The sequence below is a fragment of the Cyclobacterium sediminis genome (genome assembly GCF_054781075.1).
In genome coordinates this window covers 181824-194674 of record NZ_BAAGVC010000043.1, presented here as the reverse complement: position 1 = coordinate 194674, position 12851 = coordinate 181824, and the positions used below count along the sequence as shown (strand labels likewise).

Below are 12851 nucleotides of genomic sequence, written 5' to 3'. Positions count from 1 at the left end.
GCTTATTCGGTTTTAACTCTAATCTCACCCGTCAACAGCTTTTGCATTAAGCCTTTCTTTTGCTGTTTGAGGGTTGCTATTTGTTGCTGATATAGTTTCAGTTCTTTATCTGCTTCTAAAAGCACTGAAGCAATAGCAATTTGTTCTTCCTGTAGAGGACATTTGATTTCAAGTCTGATAAACTCTTTTTTACTCAATACTCGGTTTCTACCTGCACCACCTGGAGAAATCAAATCCAATAAATACTTGAAGTAAGGTTGAAGTATTAAGAACTTGAAAAAGTCTGGTGATGCTTTATCTGGCTTGAAGGTATAAGTAGGAAATCTATGAGAAACTAAACCGCCTTCATCCTCTTTGCTTGCAATGGCAACTGCATGTTCCCAGGCAAAAGTTATGTTGACAACCAGATCATTCTCTTTTACTTCATACAAAGTTTCCATTGCTATGGCCTCAGGATCAAAATCTGGTTTATGAAAAATTCCTTTTCCATGACTTCTTACCCCTAGGGCAAGGTAGCTTTCCGATGGTTTATTAACAGGGCGAGGAGTGTAATCTATGAAATAACTCAAAGGGTTCTTTTTCCACTCACCGTCAAACCCCTTTAACCTTTTCTTCCCAGTCAACAATTGCTGGGCAAGCCCTTTATTTCGGAGCTTGAATTCAGTAATTAGCTTTTGGGTAATGGAAATGGCTTGATCCCAAGTGCTGAGGATTTCTGCTATTTTTTGTTGCTCAGGAAGTGGAGGTACTGGGACTTGTAATTTTGAAAGACTTGAAGAATAAATATGAACAACAGAATGGCCTTGACCAAGTCTGTGTTTTTGTTTAGCAACTATTCCATTGTTTAGTAGATAGCCTAAAAAATATGGGTTTTGGGAAGTTTGCCTTAATATCACAATGTCCCCACCTGCAAAGGCAGGAAACTCATTTACAAAAGCAGAACTTTTTCCAATTTCTTTTAATGTTTCTCCTGACCCTGCAAAAAGTATATCGCCAAATTTTAACTCGGTACTGTTTTTCGCAGATTCCTCAGAAATAAATGATGTAAATTTTCTAATAACATCATTATGTCGAGTGTACAGTTCACCATAAGTTAAACAGGGAAAACCTTCTTCTTGAATTTCGCTTTTGGAAATACCTTTACCTTTCAGAAAAGCACCTATTTCTTGAAGACTTAGAACGTCCCAGTCAATGGGAATTGCCCCTATGGCTGTCAGCTTAAAGCCCTTGGCTGTATCGTTTGATATATTTAATGACTTGCTCAAAACCCTAATTCTTTTAGATAAACATCCATTTGTTCCTCTACAGATACCAATTCCTTCTTTAACTCAGTAATATTCTGTTGAGTGGCAGGAATGTCCACTACTTCATCTTCTTCAAAAGTGTCCACATAGCGAGGGATATTGAGATTGTACTCGTTTTCTTCCACTTCCTGAATAGTGGCACGATAAGCGAACTTATCTTCCAATACTTCACCTTCATCTGTGGTTCGTGGTGTTTCGGTTTGAAACGCTCTGTACATATCCACCACTTTATCAATGTCCTTATCACGCAAGCGGTTTTGGTTGGTGCCTGATTCGTAACCTTGGCTGGCATCTATAAAAAGAACGTCTTTATTATCTCCCTTCGCACGGTTAAATATCAAAATGGTGGCTGGAATACCTATACCGAAGAAGAGGTTGGCAGGTAAGCCAATTACCGCCTCTAATAGATTTTCTTCAATGAGTTGTTGCCTAATTTTACCTTCACTGCTTCCTCTGAAAAGCACTCCATGAGGGAGAATTACACCTACACGACCGGTATCATGATAAGTAGACTCGATCATGTGAGATATAAAAGCGTAATCACCTTTGCTTTTGGGTGGTACACCTCTGTGGAATCGGGTGAACTGGTCAGATATGGCATTGTCAGCTCCCCATTTATCCAATGAAAATGGAGGATTTGCCCCGACTATGTTTCCTTTGAGTAGGCTGTCATCTTCCAGTAGTTTAGGATTATTCAGAGTGTCTCCCCATTCTATGGTAGCATCATCAATCTCATGCAGGAACATATTCATACGAGCGAGTGCCCAAGTGCTGCCGTTAATTTCTTGTCCGTATAGCGAGAAGTTTTTACTACCTACTTGTTTGGATAGTTTGATCAGCAAAGAACCTGAACCGCAAGTTGGATCTATGATTCTGTCTCCAGGCTGTGGATTTAAGAGTTTGGCTAAGAGTTTAGAAACCTGAGCAGGGGTGTAAAATTCGCCCGCTTTCTTTCCTGCATCACTGGCAAATTTTTCAATCAAGTACTCATAAGCATCACCAATCACGTCATTATCCTCCAGGTGGGAGGGTTGCAGATCCAATGCAGAGAAATCTACCAAGAGGTTTTTAAGCCTTCTGTTACGGTCTTTTGTTTGACCAAGGTTGGCTTCTGAGTTGAAATCAATGTTTCGGAATACACGCTCCAATTTACTGCGGTTGGCATCTTCCATGCTTTCAAGAGCGGTGTTGATCAGCTCACCCACATTGGCAGCATTGCGGTTTTCAAACAGATAGTCGAAAGTACAGGTGTCCGGCAGTTGGAAACGCTCGTTTCTCAATGCTCGCTGCACCCGTATTTCATCACCATTGTATTTTTTTACATAGAAGTTCCTTTTGTCCTTCCATACGTCTGATACATACTTTACGAAAAGCATGGTCAGGATATAGTCCTTGTACTGTGAAGGATCAATCACACCTCTGAAGGTGTCACATGCTTTCCAAACAATGTTGTTGATCTCGCTTTGTTTAATCGGTTTTTTACTCATGTCATTAGCCTTTTGGTGGAAATGGGTCATCTCCATGTGAGTCTTTTCTTTGGATTTTGCCATCTTTGCCATGAATGAATAGTTCAGAACCTTCTTTCTTGGATAGTTCTCGACTGTACTTTTCCGCTTCTTTTTTTGTGTCAAAATGTTTGGAAGCTCTTTCTGCTCCAGATTTCTTTGAATCCCATCCTCCCTCAGTGTTGGGGACTACATGTCTTGATTTCTTACTCATGATTTTGATAGATTATATTCTTAATGACTGCCTGATATACTTTTTGCTTTTCGGAAATGATCTTCTTGGATATTTCCATGTCTTTGTAATGTAGTTGCTTAATGGCAATGGCCTTTCGTTGCAACTTCAATGAAGGGAGCTTCACCATAAAGGCTTCCAATTCGGATTTCCGAATGGAAGGGATGGAGCTGCCAGCTCCCAAAGTTTGAAAGTATGCCTGTGTTTCAGGCATATTAAATAAGGTGGTAAGGAACTCCGGTATTACCCTTGATCGGTCTGCTTTGATAACAAAGAAGATCGAGGAGGCAATGGCTGGACCAAATGATTTATCATAAGTCCAGGCAAAATTTCTCATTCCTTTACCTACCAAAATGATATCACCGTCATCAAGTAGGTGGGATTCATTCTTTTGGTCGATCTGAATAAAAGTGTCTATCTGCTCTGTTTGATTTCCCCAATCATCAAAGTGCTTTGCCTGTAAATAGACAGCATTACCCTCATAAGAGGGCTTGGTGTATAAACCAAATTGTAGTTGGGCAATATCGCTGAGCTTTGCTCTCATTTATTCTCTATAGTTATTTCTACCTCAACAAAGGTAAGTATAATAAATTAAATTTCTTTGTAGAGTTATTCAAATTGCAAATATTATAATTTCCTCAATTTGTAACCTCCTCTTTAACTTTTAAATGAACAGTCCCTTAAAACTATAATTAACAGACATTGAATCAACCATTTTCCATTCATAAGCCACCCCATTAAATAGTAATTTCTTAAATTTTAACTGTAGCCTCATCCCAATTATTTCAATTGGTAAACTTTACCTGCTTTTTATGTTATATTACAAGTTATAAACCACTGAAAACCTGCATTTATGCCAAACCTAAATCACCGCCAATTACTGCCTCAAATTTAGATATGACAGCTTTGCTAAATTTGGGGTAAATTTTACCCTGTATTTTGGCCTGCCAAAAACATCATTTTTTCTTCAACCATTTGGGAGAGGCACTTCCCGATGTTTTCTTGTTTGTATTCCCTCAAAAATCCATCATATATTTTCGCCCTTTTCCTGAATGTCTTAGGCGTTGCCTTGGCTCTTATGACTTCCCTAGATCTGGGATTTCCCATTAATATTTTAATTTCCGCCTCCACCAATGAATCTGAAGGCTCTATTGGTAAATCAGAGCTAAAAACAATTCTTTCGGTTTGTACTACAAGTTCGAAAATCGCTTCAGAAAGCCATCCTTTTTGAAGAAGATCACTGGGAGTATTAACCCTAATTGGAGTTCCTTTTCTCTTCCTGATATAATTCATATTCATTTCCTGCTCTACCCTCAAAGTAGGAGGAATCTTTTTTCGATCATGAATCTTGGCTTCATGCTGCTTGTCATAAAGCTTGAATTTTAGATTGGTTTGTTTTGCATATTGCCCATAAACCTTGTGGGTATTACCCATTCTCATATCCTGAAAAGAAGTGGGGCCTAAAGAAATACACTTGAAATAAAACTTTTCAGCATTGCATGACAAATTGCAGCCGATAGTCATCTTTTTTATTGAAGCTTGAAGAAAACCTGAACCAAACTTCTCAACAAAAATCTGTATAGTTTCTTTTATTTCTTCGATAGTATAATCACCATAATTATTCCCATGATAGAACTTGTGCCAAGAATTATACATTCTCAACTGATCAAAACATATTTCCAGTCTTAGATTTTTCCAAGACCCCACATATTTTAACACCCTATCTTTTCTGTATTTTGGAGAAAATATTATCTCTTTCCATAAAAATGGCTCCTTTACCTCCTTTAATACCTCATCAGGGGGTATAATACCCATAGTTACCTGAACATCATCCAGCATATGAGCCTCCCTTCTTTTTATCCTGCTTTTTTTGATCTTTAGAAACAGGTGTCAACCAAAGTAATAAATCTCCATTATCATCCCTGAATTTAACATAACCTTCATATCGTAACCCGGATGAATCTATAAATGGGTTTTGTTTAAGAAGGAATATACGGTCAATTTGCAATGGTGTCAATGAGGAGAAAAACAATCTTTTACCGGATCTAACACCTACCCCTTGTAAAGAATATTTCCCATTTATCTTGCTTGATTGACATTTCAATTTCTTAGGCAAAAAGTCTAGCAACTTTAATTCATCTATTGCATCAAGACCATAGCACCTAAAATCTTCAAATTCAAAATAATTATTACCCTTATTGAATTTAACTAAAGCATATGGCCCTTGGATATCATTGCATGTTAATTCCATAACTCCAAGGCCTCCACACCAAGTAAAAGAAACAATTCAGGATATGAGTGCAATACGTACAGCAAAAAATCTGTATATTTGGTTACTGCTTTTGATTGGATACCGTAAGTAGTAATGGCGCAAAATAAAGCTACTTTATATTGCGCCAATTCTTTTACCCCTTTCATGACATTAGTACTTTACAGTTTGTACTTCATATAGGGAATCTTCCAATTCACTTTCTTTGTAAAGCACCCTGCCACCTATTAGGTAGGATTTTAACACTCCCCTTTTACTGTATTCATTTAACGTCACTAAAGAAATACGTAATTTTTCGGCAGCTTCTTTCCTTGTTAAAAAAATTTCTTTTGGTGGCTCTGATTGCACAGGTAGCATGTTGAGAACTGCATTTTCAACTGCTTCAGAGATTAACTTATTTAGCTCGTCAGGGGTTGTAATAACAAATTTCATCGTTTTTGAGTTTGATTTGCTCAAAAATGACAAACTTATTTGTGCGGTTTTTTTGCGGTTTCCACAACTTTGTTAATTTTAATCAGGTTCGATTAATTTTCTGACTATTAACCCATGACTTTCGATAAGTTTTATAGCTTCTTTTTTAGCTGATTTTGATTCTAGAAAATCCATTTTACTTAGAGCAGATCTAATCGAGTTAAATTTATCAATCCCTAAAATTGTACTTAACAATTTAGCTTTTTCAGTAACTGGCCCTCTTGCCTTACAATTTTTGAGATTAAATCTTTCGTCTAGAATATCAAGAAAACCTAATTCATATAAAACACAAAGTTTTTGAGGAAGACTGTTCAAAATTTTCTGTTCTTCTTCGGGGAGAGAGATTTCGTCAATCCATTTTTGCAGATTTTTGGTTTTGGCATAAGCAATATGAGCATGAAGAGTTGGATTATCTGCTAAAATCAAACCCCTACCATGAACAACCTGCTCTCCTAAAAAATTGATCGTTTCCTTTTCACGAACAGTTAAACTATTATTTAGATTCTTTTGAATTATCATTTTATAGAAATCTCCATCTATAAAATCTAATTCTTCACCTTTTGGCCCTCTTAATATTTTTTCCAAACCATAATTTGTGACTATTTCTAAATTACTTTTCAGATCTTTCTGTGCAAGAAATACCTTTTCTTCAACATTTAAATGTTGAGGATAATTATAAAGAGAGAAAGGTTCTGGCCAATTTAAATTCATTTGAACTAATAAATGAAAAGCCTTCAGTTTGGCCGCCAAAATCTCATCTTTCACATCTAAAAAGGACTTCATACTTTCATGAGTGAGTTTACCAGTAAAGAATTCTGGTTCCTCAGATCCATTTAACCAATCTTCAAAAGTGTAACCTTCCATTTTAACTTACTATTAGGGTACGTTTATTCCAATGTTCTAATAGTTGCTTTGCATTTTCTTCGGGTGTTACCTTAATGTACAGCAAAAAAGCTTTCTCAGTACGGTGTCCAGTTATTTTCATCAAATTAATAGCAGGAAAACCACTATTGTAAACATTTGTAGCAAATGACCTCCTGGCTGTATGGGTAGTGATAAGTTCCCATTTTTCCTTTTGTTCGGTCACCTTTAGGCCTCCCTTAGTATATTCTGCATCTACAGTAACCCTTAAGCATTCAACTTTCTTTGCTATTTCTTTAAGATAACTATTCATTTTCTGATTACTAATTGCTGGAGGTAAGCTGTTAGGATACCTACCATTGTATTTTTCCATAATTTCCCGAACCATAAAGTGAATCGGTATAATTACCTTTTCTCCAGTTTTGAAAGTTGTAATTTTCAAAAAATCCTCTTCAATATTTTCAGGTTTGATCGTGGTAAAATCTGAAAACCTAAGCCCTGTCCAACACCCTACAATAAATAAATCTCGAACTCTTTCTAAGTGTTGCGTTTTGCTAAGGTCTAATTCATAAAGTTGTCTTACTTCCTCTTCATTCAGGTAAATACTAAATCCAGGCACTTTATGAGCTTTAAACTGTTTGGACTGAAAAAACATATTGGTATTGTAGCCATTTTCAGTGGCATAAGTCAAAAATGTTTTAATAACCTGTATGTATTTCCCTACATTGTTTAATGAAAAACTCCGCTTTGTAATTACTTCTTTTCCATTTACTACTTTCTTTTCCTCCCTATTTAAATAAGCGACGTACTTATTGTAGAAGTTCTTATCAATGCTCTCGAAGGAAAGATTATACCGCTTACTGAATTTTATCAAGCTTTTTTGAACAGTCCTATATTTCTGGATGGAACGATTATCAAAGCGTTTACCCGAAGCTGTTAACCTTAATCCATTTATTGACTCCTCAATGAACCGGTCAAATAATTCCAGAAAAGAATATTGTTGCCCAGCCTCGCTTACCTCCACATTACGACTAAGCTCTAAATCAATTTGCTCTTTAAGTTCAAATGTTGTTGGAAACCGTTTAAGTTGGTTCTCTAATAATTCAAGTGCCTTTTCAGCTGTAGTTTTAATGTGAGACAAAGTGCTATTAAAGATTTTTGCTTTAGCAAAACCTTTCATATTTCTGGCAACCTGTTCTTTCTCATTCCAGAACTTTGGGTGGATACTTTTCTCTGTTGAGTATTTTAGTCGTTTAGAATTAAAACTAATAAACAGGATAATTGGAGTTTCTCCATCTTTGGATGGATCCCGAAGATAAAAATTGAATTTAGCCATAAATACTATCTTTTGATTGGATGACCAAATATAATGATTTTCTAAAATGGGGGACACTTTGGGGGACACTTTTTCTTAATGTAGTTAAATTTGTTCAACCTGTTTTAACCCTTCGAAAGGCTTTCAAAGGGTTGAATTGGTGAAATAAGATAAAATACGATTTATAGGTATGTAGCCCTGTTCCCGCTACTAGAAACCCCTTATACGTCACGTATTTGGGGTTTTCTTTTTTGGGGACAATTATATATGTCCTCACTAAGACGCTAAAAGATTTAAAAAAACCCTCTTGGCGGCTCTGCGTGCAATTTTTATTGTTTATTGGATTTGCAACAATATATCCTCGCAAAGACGCTAAGGCGCAAAGGTTGTTTTTAAACCCCTCTTGGCGACTCTGCGGCTCTGCGTGCAATTTTTCGCCACTATTTTATTAATAAATCTCGCTAAGACGCTGAGGCGCAAAGTTTTTGAACCCTCATCTTAGCGACTCCGCGGCTCTGCGTGCAATTCCTAAAGTTTATTTAATTATAAATCCTCGCTAAGGCGCTAAGATTTTAAACACCCTTCTTAGCGACTCTGCGCGCAATTTTTAATGTTTATTTAACCCCATATCCTCGCAAAGGCGCAAAGGTTGTTTTTACACCCCTCTTGGCGACTTTGTGGCACTCCGCGTGCAATTTTTCGCCACTATTTTATTAATAAATCTCGCTAAGACGCTGAGGCGCAAAGTTTTTGAATCCTCATCTTAGCGACTCCGCGGCTCTGCGTGCAATTCCTAAAGTTTATTTAACCTCATATCCTCGCAAAGGCGCAAAGGTTGTTTTTACCCCCCTCTTGGCAACTCTGCATGCAATTTTTAATGTTTACCTTTAAGTTAGTATTTTTTCAAGCTCATTCAAAAAACTTTCAAGGCCATACCTAGATCTAAATTAATTAGATCTCCCCCGAGTTATCCCAAGCATTTTTTGCTGAATTTTAAATCTTCGCACATTCGGAACCTATACTCGGGTTTGTTTTTGGCATGGTATTGGAAAAGATTATTAATCTCGCACTGACGATTCTAAATAAAATTGAATCCAGAAACTTAAAATAATTCTCGCATGATGTCACAGGGTTCTAAAGAACAGAAGTACAGGTTAAAGGACACTTGGTCTTTATTGAAGGCCACTTATAAAGAATGGTCGGATGATGACGCTTTTGGTAATGCAGCATCAGTAGCCTACTATGCAGTTTTTTCGTTACCGGGGCTGTTACTTATTATAGTATCCATAATTGGAGTTTTTATGGACAGGACAGATACTGTCGCAGAAATCACTTCAGGATTGACAAGTATGATAGGCGCCGAATCTGCAGAAAGTATCGCGGAAATTTTAGTCAATGCGAATATAGCCGATCAATCCGTCCTTATGAGCATCGTAGGGCTTGGCACCATGCTTTTTGGTGCCACGGGGCTTTTTGTTCAATTACAGAAATCTTTAAATTCTATTTGGGAGGTAAAAAAGAGTGAAAAGGCTGGTATAAAAACCCTTTTGAAAGACAGGGCTACCTCACTTGGGATTATTATAGTGATAGGCTTTTTACTGCTCATTTCATTGGTATTGAGTACTACAATCTCTTCAATAGGTGGTTGGTTGACACGTAATTTTGGTGAAAGTCTTTTTATCGTGGCTTATTTAGCCAATATTGTTCTTTCAATAGTCATCATTGCACTGCTTTTTGCAGCAATATTTAAAGTTTTACCAGATGTAAATATTAAATGGCGAATGGTATGGACAGGTGCTATTCTCACATCAGTACTATTTACGATAGGAAAAGCACTTATTGCATTTTATTTAAGTGAGTCAAATCCGGGCGCAACATTTGGTGCTGCAGGAGCAATTATTCTTTTTCTGCTGTGGATTTCCTATTCCTGCCTTATTCTTTTCTTTGGCGCTGAATTCACCCAAGTATATGGAAGAAAATACGGCTATCAATTAGAACCCTCCAGCCATGCCGTTAGAACTTCTGATTTTGAACAGAAGAAAGATAAACTAAGCAAAAGGGAAAAAGAGGATAAGGAAGTGCTTTAAAAGAAAGGTTAGCTGAAAGAAATTTTCACAAAATATTTACAATTCTTGTTAGGTTATTGTTCCTCCCTAAGGCACCAAGACGCAAAGGTTATAGTTATTCCTTTTTTATTAATCTCTACTTAATCTGTTCCTAGAACTCCTTTATTTACGCCTAATTTTACTGAAAAAAATCAAAAACCTTGCTTTGCGGCTCTGCGTGCAGTTTTTAAAGTCCTTTTGTAAGTTATTGTTCTCGCTAAGGCGCTAAGACGCAAAGCTATAAAGGATACTTCCTTTTAAATTGACAAAACCTTTACTGAGTTCTCTTTTTCTTCGCGACTCTGCGGCTCTGCGTGCAATCTATCCTATAAGTTAACAATTGCTCAAAATCATAAAACCCACCCACTTTTTATATATTTACCTGATAGTCACAAATGACCCAAAGCTGTATAACTTATACCATGAAGTATCTGAGAAGCATTGCCTGTATTGCCCTACTTTTTATAACCCAACACTTAATGGCGCAAGAGCCATGGAAAAACCCAATCCAGAAAGAAGAACGGCTGGGTTCACCCCTCGTGGAAACCTCGCCGTTTGTGTTTCAAAAGAAGTTATACCTTCTGGAAAATAACCAACGGTTTTGGGATATTCCGGGAGCAAAACCGGGCGACTATTTTCATGAGGACGAAATCCGTATTAGAGACCTAGAAACAGATCAAATAATTTCCACTCCTCTGAAAAACCATGGCTTTGGAACAGTTTTAATATGGGAAGGCAGGGTATATGTTTTTGCCGGGGATTATGGGGAAGGAAAACCCTGGCGAAAAATGACGGAAATCACAATGACTAGCTCTGAAGATCTTGTCAATTGGAGTAAACCAAAGACTGTCCTTCGTGCAAATGACAATGAGTATTTTTTTAATACTGCTGTTACAAAGGGAAAAGATGGTTTTGTACTGCTGTATGAAACCAGTGACCAACAGTGGAAACCTTTTACCTTTAGGTACATGAGTTCTTCGGATTTGAAGACTTGGGAAGAAATCCCGGAAGCTATTTACGGAGTGGACAAATATGTTGGCGGACCAGCCCTTTATTATGAAGGGGGTTGGTACTACACACTCTACCTAGAATCTCTTCAGCCGGGTTATGAAACCAGAATCACCCGTTCTAAAGACCTTGTCAATTGGGAAGATGCACCCGAAGACAGACCTTTTGTTACTTTTAATCCGGAACATAAAAACATTCCTTTGATTGATTCTGACATCTCTGAGAACAATGCTTCTGATGTGGAACTCTGCTATTTTCAAGGTAAAACCATCCTTTATTTCACAGGAAGTGATCAAACTACAGCAGGGGATTTACAGCGCGCTACTTACGATGGAACACCCAGGGAATTGTTTGAGCATTTCTTTAAAGCTGAAGGGCAATCCGATGTAGCACCAAAACACCAAGGAGACTGGCTACCTGTATTGGAAGCAGGCACAGAAGGTGGCGGAACAGCCATTTTTTCTACTGAGCCATTACGAACTCGCCCCACAGAAAGTCAATTGGCTTACCAAGAAAGGCAGTTGGGAGCCTTTATTCACTTTGGTCCTGCCACCTATATAGGATCTGACATGATGAGCGTGCCTGCAGCTGAAATTTTTAACCCCACTAAACTGGACGCTGAACAGTGGGTTAAAACAGCCAAATCATTTGGGGCAAAACACATCGTTTTAACAGCCAAGCATCACAATGGCTTCTGTCTTTGGCCTACAAAAACTACGAAATACTCTGTTAAAAATGCTAAGTGGAAAAATGGCAATGGCGATGTGGTCAAGGAATTTGTAGCTGCATGTAGAAAGTATGGCCTTGAAATTGGTCTCTATGTGTCAGGTGGAGACAAGCATTTTGGCTGTACCAGCACACCCGATCCACAAGGGGAACGCAAAATTGTAGGAGACATTCATAGGTATTTCCCTGTTTTTCTGGAGCAGCTCAGAGAGTTGCTGACCAACTATGGAGAGATCTCCTACCTTTGGTTTGATGGTGCCTATGATCCCTTCGGCTGGGATGTCATGGATCCTGAAACCAATCAAGCCTTGGGCACAGCTTATGGCGATGCTATCCACAACATGGTGCGGCTTTTGCAACCCGAAGCCATTGTCATGGGAGGAACCAAACCAGATGTTCGCTGGTCGGGAAGTGAACAAGGATGGGCGGCTTATCCTTTAAACAATGTGGTGCAGCCGGGAGAAGGTTTTGATAAATGGGTAGGCCCACAAAGTTCGGGATGGATTCCTGCTGAAGCCAACCTCCATACCCGATCAACTTGGTTTTGGCAACCGGATTCAGATAAAACCTTACGTGACCTTCCTTTTATGATGAATGTGTATTCCGAATCAATCGGTCGCGGAGCCAACCTCCTAGTCAACATGACTCCTGACACCAGCGGTCTGATTCCAGCTGCTGAAGTATTGCGACTGGAAGAATTTGGAGAAGCCATTGCCCAAACTTTCTCCCATCAAGTGGCTGATTACAAGCAGTCGGGAAATATAGGAAAGACTTCTTTTACGCTAACAATTCCTAAAAACCAAACACCCAACCTAATGGTTTTGGAAGAAAACATTGCCAATGGACAACACATCAAGCAATATACCCTTGAAAGTTTTAAAGGTGATAAGTGGCAAACTGTAGCGGAAGGCCAAACCATTGGCAGAAAGCGCATCCACTATTTTGATCCCGTAAAAACGGATAAACTTCGACTTTCTTTGACAGGAGATGATAGTAAAATGGAATTGAAATCATTTACAGTGTATCGAGCAGATTAAGTAAAGCAACTAATCTAA

The 12851-nt window shown here is 38.1% G+C and carries 12 protein-coding genes; 2 read left to right on the top strand and 10 right to left on the bottom strand.

Annotation, left to right across the window (positions count from 1 at the left end):
* Positions 1-2 precede the first annotated feature (2 nt).
* From ACYVHJ_RS21425 to ACYVHJ_RS21380, 10 genes are all read right to left on the bottom strand, one after another.
* Positions 3-1265, bottom strand: a complete 1263-nt coding sequence (locus ACYVHJ_RS21425) for a restriction endonuclease subunit S (RefSeq protein WP_339711242.1) — start codon at positions 1263-1265, stop codon at positions 3-5.
* A complete protein-coding gene (locus ACYVHJ_RS21420) occupies positions 1262-2791 on the bottom strand; it encodes a type I restriction-modification system subunit M (RefSeq protein WP_460519090.1) in 1530 nt (509 codons plus the stop codon). Before ACYVHJ_RS21420 ends, ACYVHJ_RS21425 begins: the two co-directional genes overlap by 4 nt.
* Before the next feature lie 4 nt (positions 2792-2795).
* Positions 2796-3023: a DUF2188 domain-containing protein gene (locus tag ACYVHJ_RS21415; protein ID WP_339711236.1), complete on the bottom strand. Its 228-nt coding sequence runs from the start codon at positions 3021-3023 to the stop codon at positions 2796-2798.
* On the bottom strand, positions 3016-3585 hold the full coding sequence (locus tag ACYVHJ_RS21410) for a restriction endonuclease subunit S domain-containing protein (RefSeq protein ID WP_339711233.1): 570 nt from the start codon (positions 3583-3585) through the stop codon (positions 3016-3018). The genes ACYVHJ_RS21415 and ACYVHJ_RS21410 overlap by 8 nt, the downstream gene beginning before the upstream one ends.
* Positions 3586-3968: 383 nt before the next feature.
* A complete protein-coding gene (locus ACYVHJ_RS21405; protein WP_460519086.1) occupies positions 3969-4856 on the bottom strand; it encodes a hypothetical protein in 888 nt (295 codons plus the stop codon).
* A 13-nt stretch (positions 4857-4869) separates the two neighbouring features.
* Positions 4870-5292 (bottom strand): hypothetical protein, encoded by a 423-nt coding sequence (locus ACYVHJ_RS21400; RefSeq protein WP_460519083.1) that lies wholly within the window; start codon positions 5290-5292, stop codon positions 4870-4872.
* On the bottom strand, positions 5283-5459 hold the full coding sequence (locus ACYVHJ_RS21395) for a hypothetical protein (protein WP_339711224.1): 177 nt from the start codon (positions 5457-5459) through the stop codon (positions 5283-5285). Before ACYVHJ_RS21395 ends, ACYVHJ_RS21400 begins: the two co-directional genes overlap by 10 nt.
* A gap of 4 nt (positions 5460-5463) precedes the next feature.
* A complete protein-coding gene (locus ACYVHJ_RS21390; RefSeq protein WP_460519079.1) occupies positions 5464-5742 on the bottom strand; it encodes a helix-turn-helix domain-containing protein in 279 nt (92 codons plus the stop codon).
* A gap of 78 nt (positions 5743-5820) precedes the next feature.
* On the bottom strand, positions 5821-6645 hold the full coding sequence (locus ACYVHJ_RS21385) for a hypothetical protein (RefSeq protein WP_460519076.1): 825 nt from the start codon (positions 6643-6645) through the stop codon (positions 5821-5823).
* A gap of 1 nt (position 6646) precedes the next feature.
* Positions 6647-7978 (bottom strand): site-specific integrase, encoded by a 1332-nt coding sequence (locus tag ACYVHJ_RS21380; RefSeq protein WP_460519073.1) that lies wholly within the window; start codon positions 7976-7978, stop codon positions 6647-6649.
* Positions 7979-9075: 1097 nt separating this feature from the next.
* On the opposite strand from ACYVHJ_RS21380, the gene ACYVHJ_RS21375 reads away from it, so the two are divergent.
* On the top strand, positions 9076-10044 hold the full coding sequence (locus ACYVHJ_RS21375) for a YihY/virulence factor BrkB family protein (RefSeq protein WP_460519070.1): 969 nt from the start codon (positions 9076-9078) through the stop codon (positions 10042-10044).
* A gap of 440 nt (positions 10045-10484) precedes the next feature.
* The gene (locus ACYVHJ_RS21370) at positions 10485-12833 is read left to right on the top strand and encodes an alpha-L-fucosidase (protein WP_460519067.1); all 2349 of its coding nucleotides are present in this window, start codon (positions 10485-10487) and stop codon (positions 12831-12833) included.
* Positions 12834-12851 lie beyond the last annotated feature (18 nt).

Coding starts and splice junctions, on each gene's coding strand:
- ACYVHJ_RS21420 (WP_460519090.1), bottom strand. CDS start 2,791: ATGAGTAAAAAACCGATTAAACAAAGCGAGATCAACAACATTGTTTGG.
- ACYVHJ_RS21415 (WP_339711236.1), bottom strand. CDS start 3,023: ATGAGTAAGAAATCAAGACATGTAGTCCCCAACACTGAGGGAGGATGG.
- ACYVHJ_RS21410 (WP_339711233.1), bottom strand. CDS start 3,585: ATGAGAGCAAAGCTCAGCGATATTGCCCAACTACAATTTGGTTTATAC.
- ACYVHJ_RS21405 (WP_460519086.1), bottom strand. CDS start 4,856: ATGGGTATTATACCCCCTGATGAGGTATTAAAGGAGGTAAAGGAGCCA.
- ACYVHJ_RS21400 (WP_460519083.1), bottom strand. CDS start 5,292: ATGGAATTAACATGCAATGATATCCAAGGGCCATATGCTTTAGTTAAA.
- ACYVHJ_RS21395 (WP_339711224.1), bottom strand. CDS start 5,459: ATGAAAGGGGTAAAAGAATTGGCGCAATATAAAGTAGCTTTATTTTGC.
- ACYVHJ_RS21390 (WP_460519079.1), bottom strand. CDS start 5,742: ATGAAATTTGTTATTACAACCCCTGACGAGCTAAATAAGTTAATCTCT.
- ACYVHJ_RS21385 (WP_460519076.1), bottom strand. CDS start 6,645: ATGGAAGGTTACACTTTTGAAGATTGGTTAAATGGATCTGAGGAACCA.
- ACYVHJ_RS21380 (WP_460519073.1), bottom strand. CDS start 7,978: ATGGCTAAATTCAATTTTTATCTTCGGGATCCATCCAAAGATGGAGAA.
- ACYVHJ_RS21375 (WP_460519070.1), top strand. CDS start 9,076: ATGATGTCACAGGGTTCTAAAGAACAGAAGTACAGGTTAAAGGACACT.
- ACYVHJ_RS21370 (WP_460519067.1), top strand. CDS start 10,485: ATGAAGTATCTGAGAAGCATTGCCTGTATTGCCCTACTTTTTATAACC.